We start from the raw sequence: 19559 nt of genomic DNA on the forward strand, positions 1-19559 counted from the left end.
GCATTCCTGAAACATCACATATGGTCACCTTTTACGCTTGCGGCATTTCTGCATGGACTGGTCTCATGTCACAGGTCTTGTCACGCCGTGATGGGTGGAGCCGGTTTCATACCTTTCGGCCTTAAGAAAATCAGTGCGGTCACCGCCGCCATCGCGCTCATCAACGCCAGTAGAGTTAGGGAGATTATGAAACCCTGATGGGCAGGGTAAGGCGAACCGGGTCGGGTGTGGAACGCCAGCGGGACCATTGTCATCTGGACGCCGATCGCCATGAATACCGAACGCAGCACGGTCATAACGCCGATAGCTTCGCTGGTGCGGTGTTCGGGTGCATGCTGGATGATGATGTTTGGCGCCGCTACCAGCATCATCGTGGACCCGCCGGTCACGAGGACCGATAGGCAGATGACGGCGACTATATGCTGACTGAAAAAAATGAACCCCAAAAGCCCCAACCCTGCGATCAAACCCCCTGCAACGATTATGGCACGTCCTCCGAAATGAGCGACCAGTTGTCCATCGACCGGGGCGGTAATCGTGGAAACGATATTGCCCGGTAGTTTAATCAGTCCCGCCACAGTGGCAGTGACGCCCAGCCCCACGCCTGACGCAACCGGTTGCTGGACCATTAGGATAAGGAACTGGGCGAATGCCATGCCGCTCATGGCTAAGAAGATCATGCATATGTTTGCGCTTAGAATCGGCCGGTAGGCAAGCAGTCGAACATCGATCAGGGGGTTGGGATGGCTCAGCTCATGGCGCGCCCACAAAACCAATGCAGCCGCCGCTACGGCAATGCCCGTCCAGATGCGCCCATCCAGCCACCCCAGATTGCTGATATTGCTGAGCGCGAGCAGGATGATTGCAATTGGCGGCATGAACAGCGCGCCTGCTATCAAATCGGCATTTCGGGTAAAGCTAATCTGTGGCTTCGATTTCGGGACTGTAAAAGGCATCAAGACCATTGCGATCGCAGCGGTCAATGCGCTGCAGTAGAAGATAAGCGACCAGTGTCCATAATCCACCAGCAGTCCGCCCAAGACCAAGCCGCCGCCCGCGCCTGCTGCGGCGGTAGAGGAAATTATCCCTACGCCCAATGGCACCCGGCGCATGGAAAGGTTTTCCCGCAAAAGGCCCACGCAAAGGGGCAGAATGCCGCCCGACAACCCCTGAATGGCACGACCGGCGATGATGCCCTCTAGACTATGCGAGACGGCGCTGATCAGCGATCCCGTGATAGCGAAACCGAGTGAGATCATGAGAACGGTGCGACGCCCGAAAAGATCGCCCATACGGCCGCCGAGCGCAGCTGAACCGGAGGCGACAAGGAGATAGCTGGTGAGCAGCCAGCCGATGGCGACCGGCCTTTCGAACTGGACTAGCAGCTGCTTCATCCCCGCGATGATCATCGATGTTTCGAAGGTGGCGGCCAGCTCGGCTATGACAAGCGTTGCCAGCATCATCAGCGCAGCTTTACCGCGCAGCATTTTCGGGTTGTCGGACCCGCTATTCTCTAGTGCCTGCACAGCCTCGCTCGTCCTTGCCATTGCCGAGGCCCTGAACTAGCGTAAGTCTTAAACATATAAAAGAATAAGCTATTTGAGGCAAACGGGATGAACCTTGATTTTGGCCTTGCGGCCGAGGAATTTCGGACGGAAATCCAGCACTTTTTAAAGGAAAGCTGGCCTCCAAAAGGCAAAACGCCGCCCTATGCGGCGTCGGATCTTTCCGACTTTCGCGGTTGCGCGACTCGAGCCGGATATCTTTACCGCAACATTCCGTTGCAATATGGCGGCTCGCAACAGCCGGTCGACGTCATCCGCGCGCACGTCATCCGCGATGAGTTCACGCGCGCGCGCGCTCCGATAGAGCTTGCGGATAATGGCGTCAGGATGCTTGTGCCTACCTTGCTCGAACATGGTACAGACGAGCAGAAGGAACTTTTCATCCGACCGACGATCGAAGGCGCGATGCAATGGGCACAGGGCTATTCAGAACCCGGTTCAGGTTCGGATCTCGCCTCCTTGCGCTGCAAGGGGGAAATGGTCGATGGGCGCTGGCTAATCGACGGACAGAAGATTTGGACGAGCAACGGCGGCCGCGCTAACCATATGTTCGCGCTGGTGCGTACCGAGCCGGACGTTCCGAAACATGCTGGGATAAGCTACTTGCTGATCAATCTGGATCAGCCGGGCATCGCGCGGCGTCCTATTCGACAATTGACGGGTGAGGCGCGCTTTTTCGAGATATCCTTTAATGGCGTTACTACCCCGGCGGACTGGATCGTAGGGAAGCGAGGCGAAGGATGGAAGGTCAGTCGCTCCACGTTAAGCCATGAACGTGCTTCTATCGGTTCAGCGGAATCGCTGGGCGCGCAGTTCGACAAACTTGTTGAGCTGGCTCGTACGACCGTCCGCGATAGCAAGCGTGCGATCGACGAGCCGTTGGTACGCGACGCGCTTGTCGGAATAGAAGGCTGGGTGCTCGCGCACCGCTACTCCAGTTACCGCTTGTTCAGTCTCGCCATAGCGAAGGAAGGTGCAGGCCTGATTCAGCTGATGATGAAGGTGCTGACGACCGAAACTGGTCACGAGATAGCCAAACTGGCGCTCGACCTAATGGGAGGCGACGCGCTTATTCAGCCGGCGGCCGCCGGTTCGCCGGGGCGGGGGCCTGAAAAGTGGCTCGATCAGGTGATGGGATCGCTTGGCAACTCGATCGCTGGCGGCACCACCAATATCCAACGCAACATTATTGGGGAAAGAGGGCTCGGCCTGCCGCGGGATCCGGCGATGGGCGCGGGACAATGAGGTTTCATCCAACGGAAGAGCAGGAAGCCATCGTAGCGGCTGTCCGCGGCACGCTCGGGGAGTGCTGGGCACCCCGCCTGCGGAACTTCGCGGAGGGCGAAGCCGACTTCGACGCGCAAAGCTGGCAGGCATTGATGAACCTGGGGCTGACCGGACTGATGGTGCCAGAAGATCGCGGGGGCATAGGTCTAGGGCTGGTAGATGCCGCGCTGGTCATGGAGGCAGCGGGCATGGCTGCCGCGCCGGGCCCGCTTGGCGCGCAGATGTTGGCATCAATGCTGCTGTCGAGCTTGCCCTCAGAACGGTCGCGCGATTGGCTCAAGGCGCTGCTTGAGGGGTCCCGGATCGCGACTATGGCGCTGGGCGGCAACTGGATCCCCGAAAGCTGGAATGTAGCATTTGACGGGTTCGCCGTGAACGGCGAAGTGCGTTTTGTTCTGGGTGCAGGATCCGCCGATTTCTTTATTGTGGGAACCACCGATGGAGGTCTGGCTTTGGTGGAACGAGGAGATGCAGTCTTGTTGAAAACCCTGCTGTCCTCCGATCATACTCGCCGTCTTTCGAGCGTCACGTTCCAGGCGGCGCCTGCGACCTTGCTGTGTGCGGCGGGTGATCCGCTCGTTCCTCGGCTTTTCGATGCTATGTTAGTTCTGTCGGCGGCCGAGGCATTGGGCGCCGCGCAATATTGCCTCGATCTTTCTGTATCCTATGCCCAACAGCGAGTGCAGTTTGGCCAGCCTATAGGAAGTTTTCAGGCCCTCAAGCATCAGCTTGCGGATCTGGCCCTGGAAGTCGAACCCGCCAGGGCTCTGCTCTGGTATGCAGCCTATGCCCAGGACGCGGGATTGCCAGACCGGCATCGGGCGGCAGCAATCGCCAAGGCACATATAGCAGATCGCTTCGTGTCCGTAGCCCGCGGCAGCGTCGCGGCACATGGCGGCATCGGCTATACATGGGAGTATGAGTTGAGCCACTGGTTTCGGCGCTCGCTATTCGATCACGCCTGGCTCGGTACGCCAGCGCAGCATCGCGCTCGCGCGGCGGCGCTGGCAGAGTGGTGATCCAACCAGGAGCATGGGGTGCGAGGAGATTTCCCTCATTCAAGCAGGCGCGAGCCAGCCTCATGACTACTTAACATGGATGTTCTTGCCGGTACGCGCGCGGCAGATTGCGGGATGTTGCGGTTGCGCATCAGTATAGCTTTCGGCGTACGCTCCCAACGATATGCTGCCTACTTTAACCGAACTTGTTTACGGCGAATTCAAGAGATCGTGCCCGAGAATTCGGCCAGCCAATCGCGGCACTAGGTCGGGGCCCCAATTTGAGGCAAAACCCCGCAATCTTTCCGATTATGGAGAATGATGCGGGCACCGGGGCGGAAAGCACGTCAGCGATTATGGGGAATTGGCGAAGTCACGCCCGCCCGCGAGCAGCATCAACGGCATTTGCGCCTATGCAACCGCTCCAGGTCGGGCATCAGGGGAGTTTGGTGGTCCGCTACCCATTCTCTGCCAGAGAAGCGTTCCACTTCCTGTTCCACCAACCCCATTTCGGGTAAATCCCTGATACTGTCGAAAAAGGAGTGCGACAGCCAGAGTGCTTTTGCTTGCTCCAAGGGGTGCGGCATTTACGATTGCCCACCATTGGCTGCACCATTCCTCGGACCAGTCCCATGGCCGTGTTGATCAAGCTTAGACTGCGTGTCCTTTCTGGCTGGTTCAGCGCGGAATTCAGTGCGATGCTGTCCCCCATGGACATGCCGACCAAGTCGCATTGGTCACAAAGCCAAGGGCGTCGAGCAGACCGCCCAAATCTGCAGAGTGGGAAAAGTTTGATCATCAGCGAGAGGAGATTGGCCGAAACCTCTCAAATCATAGCGAACATAGCCACGGCCCGTTGGCAGGATCGGCCAGAGTGGATCCCAACTCGCCACCGCGCCGCCAAAACCAGGGACGAAAACCGCCGGCGTTCCGTAGCCCTTGCCTTCGACGTGCAAACGAGCGCTCTTCGATTTTGCGACGTACGAAGCTGACACAGCGTTCTCGAGTTAACTAGGACCGGACCATCGGGTGCCCAGAGTCTGCGGTCAGGCTGGTAAGCATTGCTCAGAACTTGTCTATCCTTGGCTCGGCGGCGGGATCCTGACATCACCTTGGATAAGTTTGTGCGAGAAACACCATGTGCCATCGACAAGCTTCAGTTTGTCATAGTGCCGGCCAAAACCGTTGCAATGAACTGGAGTGCCCTCCGAGACGGTGAAAAGGCAGGAATACATGCGTACCTCAGCACTTCCCGCAGCCTGGTCGATGTCGATGACATGATTGCTAAGAATGTGGCGACCGATGTGCCCTGCGGACGGCGTAGGTATGATGCGCTCGAGGAGCTGACTGACTTCCGATGCGCCCGTTCCGGACATTGGAGGAAAGCCTGGAACTGTCATTTCCAGTGTGCCGTCGTCGCCAAACATAGCGGCTACGGCAGCAACGTTCCGCTGATCGAGGCTTTCTATAAATCGGTGTTCGAGATTGGTGATCGCCTGATAATCATTCATAGTCCAGTCCTCTTCCGCCGCGGCTTTCTATCATTTGATGTTGAAACGCTGCGCTCCGTCTATGCGAATGGTTTCGCCGTTGAGAAAGTCGTTCTCGACGATTTGGCAGGCCAGCGCAGCATATTCTTCCGGCCTGCCCATGCGTTTGGGATTGGGCACCAGCGGACCCCATTTTTTCTGCGCTTCTTCCGGCCCTATTCGGTATGCCGGCGTCAGGAAGGTGCCCGGCGCAATGCACATGACGCGGATGCCCAGCGGCGCGAGATCGCGCGCAGCGGGAAGCGTCAGCGAAATCACGCCGCCCTTGGCCGCCGCATAGTCCGACTGGCCGACCTGCCCCTCAAAGCCGGCAATGCTGGCGGTGGTGATAATGACGCCCCGTTGTTCGGATTCGAGCGGCTCATTCTTCGCCATGGATTCGGCCGCCAGCGAAAGAACGTTGAACGTGCCGCCGAGAAACAGATTAATCGTCTTCTGAAAGGTTTCAAAGGGGTAACGCTTGCCTTCGCGCCCCACAATGCGTGAAACCGCAGCCCCGCCGCCATGCACGATAACGCATGTGCGCAAGGGCCCGAGTTGTTCCGCTGCGACGATGGCCGTACGGACCGAGTCCTCGCTGGTAACATCGGTTTTCACGAAGTGCCCGCGATCGCCCAATTCGTAAGCGAGCGCTTGGCCCTTTTCTTCCGAGAAATCGGCAACGACGACGTTTGCGCCCATCTCTGCGAAGCGACGCACGGTCGCGGCTCCAAACCCGCCCCCTCCACCAACAACAAGAGCGGCTCCGCCTTTTAGTTCCATTTCAAGCCCTTTCTTTCGTTTGTCCGGCCTATACTATGAATGGGATATAGTTCAATTATATTAACAAATCGGAAGCCTGCCGAGAATTTTAGAGGGTTCTATTTTAACGTTTATATCCGGCCGACCAAAATGAGAGGAAGTTTTGATACATAGCGAACAATTGAAAGGTGCATTCCATGCAGCTGGTTGTTCATGCCCGCTGACAGCTAGATAGCGTCGCGAAAGCATTTTCGTCCAAAAGCGATGCATTGACCTGGAAGATGCCGTCGCTCCTGAAAAAAAACGGCCGGAAGCGCGCCGCAGTCTGGCTGGCGTGTTGGGCTCGAACGATACTGCCCGCTTAGCCACTCGTATCAATTCGCCCTCTACGATAGGCGGTCTTGCGGACCTTCAGGCGATCGTGTTGGCGGATGCCTATCCGACATTCCTTATCTTGCCGAAATCGGAGTCGGCTGGCGTACTGCGGCAAAATCAATGCGCTGATGAGAAGCCAACGGCTCTCGTCGCACTTGTGGAAAGTGCTTGGGGTCTGAGGCATGTGGAAGCTGTCGCCGAGGCGACGCCAAGGCTGCGCGCGATCATTTTCGGTGCTGCGGGCATGGCCTCCGATCTAGGATGCGAGCGAGGAGGGGGGTTACTGCATGCCGCGCGATGCCACATTGCGATTGCATGTGCCGCCGGAGGCATTGCTGCAATCGATCCGCCTTCCTTTAACCTCAACGATCTTGAAGCGATGGCCGCAGAAGCCGACCGGGCCTGCAAATTGGGTTTTGCGGGAAAAGCCGCCATTCACCGAAGCCAAATTGCGCCCATAGATGCGAGCTTTCGACCGGATGCGAAGGCATTGGACCGTGCCCGCCGGATAGTGGAACTGGCAAAGAAGGGCGTAGGCGTAGATGATTGACGAAGCAATGGATAGATCGGCAAGGGCGCTGATGGCCAGATGGAGCTGACCAGCTCCGCTTGGTTATTTGTTCAGGCGCGAACGAAGGCCCGCCGGAGACGATCAGCGTCTCGCCGGTGATGAAGCTGGCGTCTTGTGAACAGAGGAACCGAGCTGCATTGGCGATGTCCGGTAGGCGGCCGAGGCGGTTTATTAACTGCACATCTTCGATATAGTGTCGCGTCAGCTCTTCGCCCATTTCCGCCATAGCGCGTTGCGAGTCTACGAGGCCAGGCGCGATACCCACGACGCGGATTCCATCGGCCGAAAATTCCCTTGCTAGAGCGACAGTAAGGCCATTCACGGTCTGCTTAGAGATGCCGTAGGCGCTCTCTGCCTTAAACCCCGCCATTGAGGATATGTTTACGATCACGCCCCCTTCGCGCCCACATGGACTCCCTGCATGCCTTGGCGCAGGAGACAATGCCAAGCCCATTCACCTGGAGCAGGCGGCACCATGCGTCGTACGCCGGTTCGCTCACACGCTTTGTGTAATGGGGTAGATGCAATCCGGCAATGTTGACCAGTATATCTATGCCGCCGAATTGCCGACAGGTCATTGTCACGGCCAGTTCGACACTTTCCGGCTCGCCGACGTCGCATGCTATGGCTGCGGCAGTTCTCCCTGCCTCGATAAGCACTCGGGCAGCTTTTTCACCCGCCATTGCATCCATGTCCGCGATCATTATCGTCGCGCCTCTGGCAGCAAGTGTCTCGGCAATGGCATAGCCTATTCCCGAGCCGGCCCCAGTTATGAACGCCACTTTGCCGTCGAAATCCATTCTCTTTCCGATTTATCGCGGGCACCGTCCTGTTCTCGGACGTCCTGATGCATCTCATTGGTGGCTGTTACAACCGGGAGACGCTGTGGATAGAGCGGGGCTCCATCTTCCTCCGCCAAAGCCTGCCAGTGCGACAGTTGCTCAGTCGAGCACAGGCCGAGACTCATGGCATGGCGCATAGTTCCGCAAAGCGAGATATCGACCAGCGCGCTCACCCCTTGAGACCAAAAATGCCAGGTCGCCAAGGCGGCATGAATGCCGGTCATAGGATCCGCTATGGCGTCACCGGCAAATAAAGCGGTGTCCCAGCCAAGCTTCATTGCATGCACCAGTCCGGCTTCGACAGCCGCGTCGTCACCAAAGGCCACACGCCGGTCATGAGGGGGCAGCCGACCATGGCCTGTAATGCCGATCCAAAGACCCCCTTGGGCGATGAACTGTTCCGCCAGTATACCGATCCGGCGTAATGCGTTGGGGCGGCTGGCCTCAATGATAATATCCGCTGAAAAGACCAGATCGCGCAGGCGTTCGCGATCCTGGAAATCAATCGTCCCCTGCTGCTTCATTCCGTTCAACAGGTTGAAAAAATCTTCATTGGCTAATCGGCCGCCGTCGGGTCGTGTCAAGCTCTCGACCTTCACAACTTCCGCTCCCATCATGGCGAGCAGCGATCCGGCCAAAGGCCCGGCCCAAAGCGAGGAAAAGTCGAGCACGCGCGGTGAGTGCGCCGGCTTGGCTCGGTATCTCCTACAAGACGCCGCGAACCACTGGTGGACACCGGTCACGGGTACGTCAGCGGCTATTGCCATGCCGAGTTCCACGCCACGGGCAAGCATGTCCGCTCGATAATGCCGGGCGAAAAGCGAGGAGAGGGCGGCCTCGTCAGTTTCGGGCTCGCAATGCAGCAGTGCAGGCAGAAGTTCGCGGTCGTCTTCGCGCGCCAGGTTTATGGCGATGCGGCCGTCGAGGCATTCGAATAGGTGGCAGCTACCATTCGCTGAGACTGCGCCCTTGCGCCGAAGCCGCAGGATACGGGCCCGTTCGCCCAGCAGCAGGGCACCCGACGTGGGGAGATCGGTTGCATCCGGCGCGATGAAGCCCAGCGCCATAAGAGCGCCATCGGCAGCAGCGGCCAGCGGGGCGGGATGGACGAGGCCTTTGCCGCCCGGTAAGCCAGTAATGGCCATCAGCCCGGCCCGGCGCCAGGCCAAAGCGGGGTGATCCGCTTCGCCGCTTACTGGAGCTTCAATACCCAGTGTGGAGAGCAGGCAGCGGGCATAATATGCCGCGAGTTTGTCTTCGTTACCGGGCAGGCATGGTTGAGAGGCCGTGTCCACCGGCGAATTCAATCATTGGCCAAGGCTTTGGCCATCTCAACCTTGAGAGTTCTACGCAGAACCTTGCCGGTGTCGTTATAAGGTAAGGCATCTCGAAAATCCCACGTTTCGGGCGTCTTGGTCGAACGCAGTCGCGCCTGAACCCATTGCTTCAGCTCGTCCTGACTTGCCGCTTTACCCGGCTTGAGTACGATGGCCGCTGCAACACGTTCACCCCATTGATTGTCAGGCAAACCAAGGATGGCGACATCGTCTATAGCTTCGTGCTCCCGCAGAACATCCTCGATCTCCCCAGGAGAAATATTCTCGCCGCCGCGCACGATCACGTCATCGAGGCGACCCTCGATGAACAGATAACCCGCTCCGTCGAGCCAGCCGGCATCGTTGGTCGGGAACCATCCGTCGGCAGTCAGCGCGGATCTGCCGAGATACTCACCCGAAACCTGTTCACCCCGGACAAAGACTTCGCCGGGTACTCCCGCCGCGCATACGATTCCTGCCTCGTCGCGAATTTCGAGTTCGAGAGTCGGTAACGGGCGGCCGACCGAGCTCAGGCGCCTGCGTACCATGGGGTCGTCGGATGCGATGGCGGCGCGATGATCGTCCGGGTCCAGAATGGCGATGGTCGAGCTGGTTTCGGTAAGTCCATACGCATTGACGAAATCGACTTCCGGCAGAATTTCAAGCGCCTTTTTGATGGTCGGAAGCGGCATTCGTCCGCCACCATAGGACAGGGCGCGCAGAGCGGGCAAGGCTTCCCCGCGTTCTTGCAGCACATCGAGAATGCGCCCCAGCATGGTCGGAACCACCATGGCATGGGTGACGCCTTGCTGCTTGGCCAGTTGGATCCAAGCTTCCGGCGTAAAAGTTGGCAAATAGGCGAGACGTCTACCGCCATAGATGTTGGTCAATGCAGCCGAGATGCCGGCGATATGATAGGGCGGTACGCTGATGAGTGTGGCGTCGCGCTCGCCCGCTCCCATATATTCCACAGTGGAGATGACATAGGAGGTGAGATTGGAATGGCGCAGGATCGCCGCTTTGGGTTCGCCTGTGGTGCCGCTGGTGAAAAGCAGGATCGCCGTGTCGTTCACTTCAGCGGAAGAGAATTGCGCATCGCTATGTTCGGACGCATGCAATGAAAATTGCTCGGGGGTGATCGCCATGATACCTTCAATCCCGGCGACACGCGGCATCATGTCCGCATCCACGACGGCCACAGCAGGCGCGGTTCGGGCCAGAAGGCGCCGCAAATCGTCGTCCGGGAGCCGATAATTAAGCGGAACGAAGGGCCGACCGGCAAGGCCGGACGAAAACAAGCAAAGCGGAAACGCCGGGCCGTTAAGCCCGATGTAGACGAGCTTGTCTCCTGCCTGCCGCATCAACCAGCTGGCGGAGCCTTTGGCACTCCGATGTAACTCATCCAATGTTACCGATCCGGCCGGACCTGCAATGGCGATGCGATCTGGAAAGGCGTCGGCCCCCATCTCGAGAAGAAGCGGCAATTCCATGTCGAACCCCTTGCCGTTAATCAGAACTTGGAAGTGCTTTGGCTTCTTTAACGGGCATGGGCCTACCATCGGCAGAAAGAGAGCCTTGACCCGCCTTCGTGACGAGAACCTCCAGAGCACTTTCCTCGTCGAAATACCGTTTGCCCGTCATCGTTCCGCCGGAATGGGCCGGAAGCAATTCCGCGGTCGTCAGCGTTTCGCCCGCAGGCACCATGGCGTGCCCCCCGCATTCTAGCGTAACGGACGTTTTGGGCGGACGAACGACTATGATTTCGGTGCTGCAAGATGCACTTTTCCAGCGCGATCCGGGTTTTAGTTCCATTGCAGTGTCTTCCCCTTGGGTAATTTCTTCGATTGTCTACAGCACATGTTGCGGTCGCTTCTAAACCGCTCTCGCTGATCGGGATAATGCATTCCAACTCTATAGCTCGTCTCGCGCAAAAGCGCGAATGACTTCATTCAGCGCCGGATCATGCATCTTGTCTCGATTGTAGCTGTCACCCACTTGTCTCATAGCAAAATCCTATATACAATTAAACGGTATATAAGGTGTGGACGAAGAAATTGAAGGCATTTTTTTCCCGAGGATGGTTCTCACTTTTTGTGGCGACCCGCCGCATTGTGGTCAGTGCGAGGCGCAAGGTAACTGAATATGATGGCTTTCTCGTCGTCGAGCAAAGGCATGGGGAGCGGAATTCGAATGAACTCTTGTGATGGGTCGGTTAGCGCCACAACTTCCGCCTCCGAGGAGGAGCTGGAGGCGATTCGGGTTAGCTCCAGGCGTGCGCTGGACGACGCGAACTGTCATGAGATGATGCGCAATCTGCTGGACAGGTCTGGCGAATTCGATCGCTCATTATGGTCTACTGCGGCAGAACTGGGTTGGCTGGGTATTGGCATCCCAGAGGAGGCGGGCGGTTTCGGCTTCGATATATCGGCCCAATGCGTGATCGCCGAAGAGCTTGGTTCCTCGCTTGGCTCCATACCCTATGCCGCGCATTGCGCGGCCACGGCGGCTCTGGCACGGTCGGGTATTTCGTCCTTTCGCGAACTGGTCGAAGCGGCAGCGAGCGGTGCAGCTTTGTTGACGGTGATGGCGACGACCGTCGGGTCCCCCGACAGGCTGCCAGTTGCCGGCGAAGGCTGTTTGACCGGCATTTGCAAGGCCGTTCCCGCAGGCGCATTTGCCGACCATCTGCTGGTGACTAGCTGTGACGATCAGCTGTTTTCGGTGGCGCTTAATCAAGGAGCTGTCAAACGACAGATCATTGAATCAATCGATAATTCACGCGGTTACGCCCACATTACGTTGAATTGCGCGCAGGCGACACTAGTAGGCGGCCGCTCTGCCGCTGAGCGTCTTACCGACGAGCTGGCGGTGTTGACAGTATTTGAGCAGGTGGGTGTGGCGCAGGCTTCGCTCGATGCCGCCCGCGACTATGCGCTGGAGCGTAGGGCTTTTGGCCAGCCAATCGGCGCCTTGCAGGCAATAAAGCACATGTTGGCCGATTTCTTTGTCCTGATCCAGGTCGCGCGCGGTGCGGGACTTGCCGCGCTGGAAGCACCTCCTAGTCGCTTTTCCTACGCCGTTGCCTGTGCACGACTGGCGGCGATGCGTGCGGCGGATTACTGCGCGCAGGAGTCGATCCAGCTGCATGGCGGCATTGGCGGTACCTGGGAGGCCGCGCCACACCTTTATCTGAAACGCGCCCGTTGCATGTCAGTCGACTTGGGAAATCAGGAGGCGTGGCGCCATCGTATTCTCTCGCTGGCGCAAGGAGCACGGGCAGCCGCGCGCGCCGAGGGCGGCGACAATTCCGACATCGCGGTCTATCGTACGAAGGCAAGAGCGTTTCTCGCCGAGCATGCAGGAAATTTCTCCGGGGATGCGCGTAAGGGGCTTACGGAGGAGGAAGATCTGGCGCTCGGCCGTAGATGGCAGGCGCTGAAGGCGGATCATGGTTATGCCGCGATTTCCATGCCGACCGAATATGGCGGGGGGGGCGGCACAGACATGCAAAAGATCGTCTTCAGTCAGGAAGAAGCGCAATACGACCTGCCGACGAGCTATTTTGCAATCACGATGGGCATGCCGGTCCCGATCATGATCGCCCATGCGAACGAAGATCAGAAACGTGAACTGATGCCTAAGGCGATCCGTGGCCAAGAGCTATGGTGTCAGCTTTTCTCAGAGCCGGCCGCCGGTTCGGACCTCGCCGCGCTTCGGTTGACGGCTCGGCGGGAAGGCAGCAATTGGGTATTGAACGGCCAGAAATTATGGACCAGTTGGGCGCAATATTGCGACTGGGGCATCATCGTGGCCCGGCACGACGCGACCTTGCCGAAGCACCAGGGCCTGACTTTTTTTTTCGTCAATATGAAGGCCCCGGGTGTGACCGTGAGGCCGGTTCGCATGCTCGCTCCCAATCATGTCAACGAAGTCTTTTTCGACGAGGTACTGGTGCCCGACAGCCAGCGTCTCGGCAGAGTCGGGGACGGCTTCAAGGTTGCGATACAGACACTGATGATAGAGCGTTATTCAGTCACTGACTCCTGGGGATACGGACCCGATCCTCTGATATTGCTTGGCGAAGGAAACGGGCTGTTTGGCAAGAACGCCGATCCCGATCTGCGCGATGCGACGGCACGCGTGCTTTATGAAGCCGAGGCACTGGGCGCGATTAATCGACGTGCTTTCAAAGCAATTGTAGAGGGGCAGGAACCTGGCCCGGAAGGATCTATCGCGAAGCTGGTCCTGATGGCGTCGCGACAGAAATTCGCGCGCGTTGCAATGGACGCGGCCGGCCCAGAATCGATCGAGCGCAAGCCTGGATGCCGAACCTACGAACGATTTACCGAATCCTGGCTATTAGTCCCGTTGAGCCGGATTGCAGGGGGAACCGATCAGATTCTGCGCAACACAATTGCCGAACGGATATTGGGCCTGCCTCAGGATTATCGCCCCGATAAAGGGATTCCGTTCAAGGATATACCGCGATGAACCTCGCGGCAGCCATTAGGCGGGGCGGGATATGCTAATAAACGCGCACAAGGCACCAAAGAAAGTCGGCGTGCTGACCGACGCTGCGGTCGACAAGCTGCGCGAGCGGCTTGGCGTTCAGTATAATCAAAATCGCGCAGTGCATAATATGGAGGTGACTTGGGACGGCTCCCGGCACTTCGCAAACGGGTATGGCGACGACAATCCGCTCTTTTGCAATCCTGTATATGGTCAGAGAACGCGATGGGGCGGGCTGGTTGCGCCGCCGACCTTCCATTACACCATGGGAGAACCCGATTCGGTTCCCCGCTCACCGGAAATCAGCGCGCTACTCAAAGGAGACCCGCTGGCGGGGCTGGGTTCTTACCAGGCGGTAATGGAGTTCGAGTGGTGGCGCCCCCTGATGATCGGCGATCGCATCCGGCGCCGTTGTGCCCTGATAGGTGTGGTGCCCCGGGACAAAAGCGAATTCAGCGGCCGCAGTGTCGCGGAAGTGCAAGCCTTTATCTATCGCAATCAGGACGATGAACTTGTGCATATTCGTCGGGGAACATGGATACGGGCCGAGCGCCATGCTTCAAAGGAAAAGAAGAAAAAATACGAGCTGCCTGAGCCATATTCCGACGAGCAGCTGGCGAAGATCGACGCCGCCTATGATGCGGAGACGATCCGCGGGGCCGAGATGCGTTACTTCGAGGATGTTGAAATCGGCAACGAGCTCGGAACGATTGTCCGCGGGCCGCTACGCACCTCCGACCTTATCGCTTGGCATATGGGATGGGGACTGCAGCTTACACCGCCCGGCGGCTTCAAGATTTCATACCAAATTCGCAAAAAGGCCGGCGGCATGTTCACGCGCAATGCGCTCAACATTCCCGATACGGTACAGCGTCTCCACTGGGAGAAGGAATGGGCGAACGAACTCGGCGTGCCGCTCAGCTATGACTACGGCGCGATGCGCGAAACCTTCCTCGCAAATCTCATTACCAACTGGATGGGCGATGACGGGTGGCTGTGGAAGATGAGCTGCGAGCATCGCAAGTTCGTCTACACCGGCGACACATATTGGATCAGCGGCGAGGTCGTCGAGAAGAAGCGGACCGATGTCGGCGCCGAAGTGCATCTGAAGATGCGGGTCGAAAATCAATGGGGCACCATGGTTTCTCCAGCTGACGCGATTGTATTGCTGCCGACGCGCGAGAAGCCGGTCGAGCTGCCGCGTCCGGCCGAAGAAGACATCGACAAGATGATCGAGCATGAGGTGGAGCGCTATCGGGCGCTCGACACCGGCGTGACCTTCGACAGCTAGGGAGAGGGCATAATATATGCAGATCGAACAGCTGCTCCAGGAAATTTCAAAGCTCGAACCCAAAGCGCCGGCTGTCGAATCGCAGAAGGTCTGGTGGACTTGGGGGCAACTTGACGAGCTTGTTCAAGCGCTCGTGAAGATGGTCGGCCGATCCGGGGTTCCCCAGGACGGCAGGGTCGGTCTGTTGCTACGTAATCGTGCTGGGCCGATTGCCGCGCTGCTGACGTGCGTTGTTTCGGGGCGCTGCGCGGTCGGGTTCAATCCGCTTATTCCTGCAGCAAAGCTTGCCAATGATATCGAGCGACAATGTCCAACTCTGCTGATCGGGCTCGACACGGATATGTCGGCCGAGGTTTGCGATGTTGCCGACGCTCTCGCCATTCCGACTATACGGCTTTCAGACGAGGTCGGCGTCATGCCCCAGTGGGGCAATCGATTTCGCAAACCGCCGCCCGCTTCACTTGAGAGGCTTGCACCCGAGACGATGTTCGAGATGTTGAGCAGCGGCACGACCGGCGCGCCGAAAAGAATTCCGCTGTTACGGAGCAATTTCAACAAAAGCCTTGAATCGGTGCAGTCGCTCGACCGCAAAAGAGGCGAAATGGGTTTGCGCTTGCGATCGGGTACGCGTCTCCAGACCGCACCGCTCACGCATATGAGCGGGTTATTCACTGTGCTCATGACGCTGGCCGAAGGGCGCAAGCTCGCGCTGATGGAGAAGTTTTCCGTTGGAGAATGGGTCGATGCGGTGGAGCGCACGCTACCCCGCGTGGTGAACCTTCCTCCCGCCGCTTTGCAGATGATCCTGGACGCGGATATTCCCAAAGAGCGGCTGTCCAGCCTGGTCGCAATTCGTTCAGGTACCGCACCGGTCGATCCCTCGCTGATCGACGAATTTCGCGAGCGTTACGGTCTGCCGGTGCTCGTCCAGTATGGCGCAACCGAATTTTCCGGTAGTGTTGCCGGTTGGGAAATCTCCGCCTTCCGCGAACTATATGACCAGAAGCGCGGGAGCGTCGGCAAGATCCAGCCCGGTATCGAGGCGCGCATTGTTGATGGCGACAGCCAAGCGCCGCTTCCTTTAGGTGAAAAGGGAATACTGGAGCTTCGCGGACGCCAAGTGGGCGATGCAACGGACTGGGTGCGCACGACAGATCTGGCGTCGCTTGATGAGGATTATTATCTGTGGGTCCATGGGCGTGCCGATGGCGCGATCAATCGGGGCGGCTTCAAGGTCCATCCCGACGAGGTCGTAGCGGCGTTGCAAAAGCACCCGGCAGTACGGGAGGCCGTTGTGGTAGGCATGGACGATGCGCGGTTGGGTACGGTTCCAGTCGCCGCGATCATAGCGGCGGCGGGAAAGGTGCCGCCGACAGCGGAGGAATTGAAAATATTCCTTTCGGAGATGTTATCACCATATCAAATGCCGGTGAAATACGTGTTTGTCGGGGACCTGCCGCGGACTCCGTCGATGAAGCCGGCCCTGCCTGCCGTCAAGGAAATGCTCACCGAGCATGCCACCTGAGATAGGTACTCGCTTCGTAAAGCAAATGAATTTCGAGGAATGAACCAGATGCGCAGAGCAGCTATTGTTTCCCCCATAAGGACGGCCGTCGGTAAGTTCATGGGGTCACTGTCTTCTCTGCAGGCGGGAGAACTGGGTGCTATTGTGATACGCGCGCTCATGGAACGGACGAAGCTGGACCCCGAGCGGATTGACGACGTCGTGTTCGCCCAGGGCTACGGCAACGGCGAAGCGCCGTGCATCGCACGCTGGTCGGCCCTGGCCGCCGATCTGCCGCTTTCGGTTCCGGGCGTTCAACTTGACCGGCGCTGTGGCAGCGGGCTTCAGGCGGTTATCGACGCGGCGATGCGCATTCAGACCGGTGCTGCCGATGTTGTGATCGCGGGCGGTGTGGAAAGCATGTCCAACGTCGAATATTATTCGATCGACCATCGGGGTGGGGCGCGTTCGGGCTCCACCACGATGCACGACCGGCTCACGCGTGGCCGAGTAATGTCTCAGCCGGTCTCGCGTTTTGGCGTGATCAGCGGCATGATCGAGACGGCCAACAACCTCGCCAGCGATTATGGCATCACACGCGAAGAGTGCGACGAATATGCGGCGCGCAGCCATCGCCGTGCAACCCAGGCGTGGAACGAGGGTAAGTTCGATGACGAGCTGATCCGTGTGGCGGTGCCCCAGCGGCGCGGCGATGCCGTCGTTGTCGTACGGGACGAGGGCATTCGCGAAGACGCCACGGCAGAATCGCTGGCCCATTTGCGCCCCATTGAAAAAGACGGTGTCGTTACGGCGGGCAATGCCAGCCAACAGAACGACGCGGGCGCCGTGTGTCTGGTGGTGGCCGAAGATAAGCTTGAAGAACTCGGTCTCGAACCGATCGCCTGGTTTCATAGCTGGGCCGCGGCCGGTTGCGATCCTTCGCGCATGGGCATCGGGCCGGTCCCGGCGGTCGAGCGGCTGTTCGCGCGGAGCGGGATGGGTTGGAAAGACATTGATCTCGTCGAACTGAACGAAGCGTTCGCTCCGCAGGTGCTTGCCTGCCTCAAGGGCTGGAACTGGAACGATCCCGACAAGCTCAATGTCAATGGTTCGGGCATATCGCTGGGGCATCCGATTGGCGCCACCGGTGGGCGTATATTGTGCAACCTTACTCGGGAGCTGGTCCGGCGCGAGGGGCGATATGGGCTGGAGACGATGTGCATCGGGGGCGGGCAGGGGCTAGCCGCCATATTCGAACGGGCGAGTTGATCGAGCTGGGGCTTGCGGCCTTCTGAAATGACGAGGTAATTATGGTCGAGGCTATTTTGACGAACGATGTAAGTGTTGCGGACCAGACGCGTCTTCCCGACTTGCTGAAAAAAGCTGCGGGCGCGGTTTCCGTGTTTGTCGCTGCTGTAACCTTGGACCTGAAGGGAGGGAGCGGCTGTTTCAGTCGCGAGAGGCTCGATGCGGAACAACATGTGGTGCATGGTTTTGCCTGGTACGCGACCTACGCTGCAATTCTCCACCAAACTGCGGAATGGGCCGCTCGGCTCTCCGATGCCGGAGAGTTCACGCCGACCGACAAAGCCCTTGTTCAGCTGCTTTTCGTAGAATATGCGGCGCAGCTTCGCGCCGGCATCTCCATGACCCAGAATGAAGTTATCCGGCCATTTCAGTTGACCCGCCGTGCAGAAACGCTCGCTTTACTGGATCATCCGGCGCTGGTTGAATTGGCGCGCCAAAGCGGCAACCAGGAGCTCTTGTCAGAAGTCGGCGCGTATCTGGTCGAGGCGCGGGCGCGCGCAACGCTTGAGACCGACGGCCTCGATGAAACCATGGCCATGGTGCGCGAACAATTTTTTGCCTTCTCGCGCGACAAGGTCGCTCCCTATGCGCATGATTGGCACCTAGCGGACAAACTGATCCCTATCGAGCTTGTCGAGGAGCTCTCCGCGATGGGGGTGTTCGGGATGACGGTTCCCGAGGAGTTTGGCGGACTGGGTATGGGAAAGATCGCCATGTGCGTGGTGTCCGAGGAGCTGTCGCGGGGCTGGATCGGCGTAGGTTCTCTAGGCACGCGCTCAGAGATTGCCGCGGAACTCATCCTAACGGGCGGCACGGATGAGCAGCGGGCGCATTTTCTCCCGAAGATTTCGAGTGGCGAAATTCTGCCTACTGCGGTTTTCACCGAACCTGACACCGGCTCTGATTTGGGTTCGTTGCGCACGCACGCGACTCAGGATGGCGACCACTATGTCGTCAACGGTAACAAGACCTGGATCACCCATGGCGCGCGGGCCGACCTGATGACGTTGCTGGTTCGCACCCACTCGGAAAGCAAGGATTATCGCGGGCTTTCGATGTTTTTGGCATCCAAACAGCGCGGCACCGATGACGATCCTTTTCCTTCGGAGGGAATGTCCGGTGGCGAGATCGAGGTGATCGGCTATCGCGGAATGAAGGAATATGAGATCGGCTTTGAGAACTTCTCCGTTCCCGCCGCAAACCTTCTCGGCGGCGTGGAAGGGCAGGGGTTCAAACACCTCATGGCCACGTTCGAGAGCGCCCGTATACAGACGGCCGCACGCGCCATCGGTGTGGGACAGGCGGCGCTCGACGTCGCACTGAGCTATGCGCTGGAGCGTAAGCAGTTTGGCCGTCCGATTTTTGAGTTCCCGCGCGTTCAGAACAAGCTGGCGATGGTCGCAGCCGAACTGCTGGGCGCACGCCAACTAACCTACCATGCCGCATGGAAGAAGGATCAAGGTAAGCGTTGCGACCTGGAAGCTGGGATGGCCAAGCTGCTCGGTGCGCGTGTGGCTTGGTCGGCGGCGGATAACGGGCTTCAGATCCATGGCGGCAACGGGTTTGCGATGGAATATCGGATCAGCCGTTTACTGGCGGACGCGCGCATTCTGAACATTTTCGAGGGCGCCGGCGAAATTCAGGCGCATGTTATCGCCCGGCGGTTGCTCGATGCTTGACTTTGCGCTCGCGGATTCTCCGT

The 19559-nt window shown here is 58.6% G+C and carries 14 protein-coding genes and 1 pseudogene; 8 read left to right on the top strand and 7 right to left on the bottom strand.

What is annotated here, in order from left to right; all coding sequences use genetic code 11:
* Positions 1-80 precede the first annotated feature (80 nt).
* On the bottom strand, positions 81-1547 hold the full coding sequence (locus tag C1T17_RS02515; protein WP_104952065.1) for an MFS transporter: 1467 nt from the start codon (positions 1545-1547) through the stop codon (positions 81-83).
* 66 nt (positions 1548-1613) lie between these two features.
* Here C1T17_RS02515 and C1T17_RS02520 point away from each other — a divergent pair, with 66 nt between their 5' ends.
* Together C1T17_RS02520 and C1T17_RS02525 are read left to right on the top strand one after the other, a co-directional pair.
* The gene (locus C1T17_RS02520) at positions 1614-2810 is read left to right on the top strand and encodes an acyl-CoA dehydrogenase family protein (RefSeq protein ID WP_104952066.1); all 1197 of its coding nucleotides are present in this window, start codon (positions 1614-1616) and stop codon (positions 2808-2810) included.
* Complete coding sequence (locus tag C1T17_RS02525) at positions 2807-3871, top strand: acyl-CoA dehydrogenase family protein (RefSeq protein ID WP_104952067.1); 1065 nt, start codon at positions 2807-2809, stop codon at positions 3869-3871. Before C1T17_RS02520 ends, C1T17_RS02525 begins: the two co-directional genes overlap by 4 nt.
* 1055 nt (positions 3872-4926) lie before the next feature.
* On the opposite strand, the gene C1T17_RS02540 is transcribed toward C1T17_RS02525, so the two are convergent.
* Together C1T17_RS02540 and C1T17_RS02545 are read right to left on the bottom strand one after the other, a co-directional pair.
* The gene (locus C1T17_RS02540; protein WP_104952070.1) at positions 4927-5361 is read right to left on the bottom strand and encodes a nuclear transport factor 2 family protein; all 435 of its coding nucleotides are present in this window, start codon (positions 5359-5361) and stop codon (positions 4927-4929) included.
* A 30-nt stretch (positions 5362-5391) separates the two neighbouring features.
* Entirely contained in the window at positions 5392-6162 is a 771-nt protein-coding gene (locus C1T17_RS02545) for an SDR family NAD(P)-dependent oxidoreductase (RefSeq protein ID WP_104952071.1), read from the bottom strand.
* A gap of 253 nt (positions 6163-6415) precedes the next feature.
* On the opposite strand from C1T17_RS02545, the gene C1T17_RS21515 reads away from it, so the two are divergent.
* The gene (locus C1T17_RS21515) at positions 6416-7066 is read left to right on the top strand and encodes an HpcH/HpaI aldolase/citrate lyase family protein (RefSeq protein ID WP_223262892.1); all 651 of its coding nucleotides are present in this window, start codon (positions 6416-6418) and stop codon (positions 7064-7066) included.
* Between the two features lie 74 nt (positions 7067-7140).
* On the opposite strand, the pseudogene C1T17_RS22060 reads toward C1T17_RS21515, so the two are convergent.
* The 4 genes and pseudogenes from C1T17_RS22060 to C1T17_RS21520 form a co-directional block, all read right to left on the bottom strand.
* Positions 7141-7887 (bottom strand): annotated as a pseudogene (locus C1T17_RS22060) (SDR family NAD(P)-dependent oxidoreductase); the annotation flags it as partial.
* Positions 7857-8996: a CoA transferase gene (locus C1T17_RS02560; protein ID WP_223262758.1), complete on the bottom strand. Its 1140-nt coding sequence runs from the start codon at positions 8994-8996 to the stop codon at positions 7857-7859. The pseudogene C1T17_RS22060 and the gene C1T17_RS02560, both read right to left, overlap by 31 nt.
* 236 nt (positions 8997-9232) lie before the next feature.
* A complete protein-coding gene (locus C1T17_RS02565; protein WP_104952073.1) occupies positions 9233-10735 on the bottom strand; it encodes a class I adenylate-forming enzyme family protein in 1503 nt (500 codons plus the stop codon).
* Between the two features lie 16 nt (positions 10736-10751).
* Positions 10752-10949 carry a hypothetical protein gene (locus C1T17_RS21520; RefSeq protein ID WP_223262759.1) on the bottom strand — a complete coding sequence of 66 codons (198 nt, stop codon included), beginning with the start codon at positions 10947-10949 and terminating at the stop codon, positions 10752-10754.
* A gap of 486 nt (positions 10950-11435) precedes the next feature.
* Here C1T17_RS21520 and C1T17_RS02575 point away from each other — a divergent pair, with 486 nt between their 5' ends.
* The 5 genes from C1T17_RS02575 (at position 11436) to C1T17_RS02595 (ending at position 19536) form a co-directional block, all read left to right on the top strand.
* A complete protein-coding gene (locus tag C1T17_RS02575; RefSeq protein WP_189338468.1) occupies positions 11436-13736 on the top strand; it encodes an acyl-CoA dehydrogenase in 2301 nt (766 codons plus the stop codon).
* 70 nt (positions 13737-13806) lie between these two features.
* Positions 13807-15045 (top strand): MaoC family dehydratase N-terminal domain-containing protein, encoded by a 1239-nt coding sequence (locus tag C1T17_RS02580; protein ID WP_223262760.1) that lies wholly within the window; start codon positions 13807-13809, stop codon positions 15043-15045.
* 16 nt (positions 15046-15061) lie between these two features.
* Positions 15062-16570, top strand: coding sequence for a class I adenylate-forming enzyme family protein (locus C1T17_RS02585; protein ID WP_104952077.1), 1509 nt, complete (start codon positions 15062-15064; stop codon positions 16568-16570).
* Positions 16571-16618: 48 nt separating this feature from the next.
* Positions 16619-17818, top strand: a complete 1200-nt coding sequence (locus C1T17_RS02590) for an acetyl-CoA C-acetyltransferase (protein WP_104954958.1) — start codon at positions 16619-16621, stop codon at positions 17816-17818.
* Positions 17819-17859: 41 nt separating this feature from the next.
* The gene (locus C1T17_RS02595; protein WP_104952078.1) at positions 17860-19536 is read left to right on the top strand and encodes an acyl-CoA dehydrogenase family protein; all 1677 of its coding nucleotides are present in this window, start codon (positions 17860-17862) and stop codon (positions 19534-19536) included.
* Positions 19537-19559 lie beyond the last annotated feature (23 nt).

This window comes from Sphingobium sp. SCG-1, assembly GCF_002953135.1.
Taxonomy (GTDB): domain Bacteria; phylum Pseudomonadota; class Alphaproteobacteria; order Sphingomonadales; family Sphingomonadaceae; genus Sphingobium.

Excerpts from the sequence above, each read along its gene's own strand:
- C1T17_RS02515 (WP_104952065.1), bottom strand. The coding sequence starts at position 1,547 with ATGGCAAGGACGAGCGAGGCTGTGCAGGCACTAGAGAATAGCGGGTCC.
- C1T17_RS02520 (WP_104952066.1), top strand. The coding sequence starts at position 1,614 with ATGAACCTTGATTTTGGCCTTGCGGCCGAGGAATTTCGGACGGAAATC.
- C1T17_RS02525 (WP_104952067.1), top strand. The coding sequence starts at position 2,807 with ATGAGGTTTCATCCAACGGAAGAGCAGGAAGCCATCGTAGCGGCTGTC.
- C1T17_RS02540 (WP_104952070.1), bottom strand. The coding sequence starts at position 5,361 with ATGAATGATTATCAGGCGATCACCAATCTCGAACACCGATTTATAGAA.
- C1T17_RS02545 (WP_104952071.1), bottom strand. The coding sequence starts at position 6,162 with ATGGAACTAAAAGGCGGAGCCGCTCTTGTTGTTGGTGGAGGGGGCGGG.
- C1T17_RS02560 (WP_223262758.1), bottom strand. The coding sequence starts at position 8,996 with ATGGCGCTGGGCTTCATCGCGCCGGATGCAACCGATCTCCCCACGTCG.
- C1T17_RS02565 (WP_104952073.1), bottom strand. The coding sequence starts at position 10,735 with ATGGAATTGCCGCTTCTTCTCGAGATGGGGGCCGACGCCTTTCCAGAT.
- C1T17_RS21520 (WP_223262759.1), bottom strand. The coding sequence starts at position 10,949 with ATGGTGCCTGCGGGCGAAACGCTGACGACCGCGGAATTGCTTCCGGCC.
- C1T17_RS02575 (WP_189338468.1), top strand. The coding sequence starts at position 11,436 with ATGAACTCTTGTGATGGGTCGGTTAGCGCCACAACTTCCGCCTCCGAG.
- C1T17_RS02585 (WP_104952077.1), top strand. The coding sequence starts at position 15,062 with ATGCAGATCGAACAGCTGCTCCAGGAAATTTCAAAGCTCGAACCCAAA.
- C1T17_RS02590 (WP_104954958.1), top strand. The coding sequence starts at position 16,619 with ATGCGCAGAGCAGCTATTGTTTCCCCCATAAGGACGGCCGTCGGTAAG.
- C1T17_RS02595 (WP_104952078.1), top strand. The coding sequence starts at position 17,860 with ATGGTCGAGGCTATTTTGACGAACGATGTAAGTGTTGCGGACCAGACG.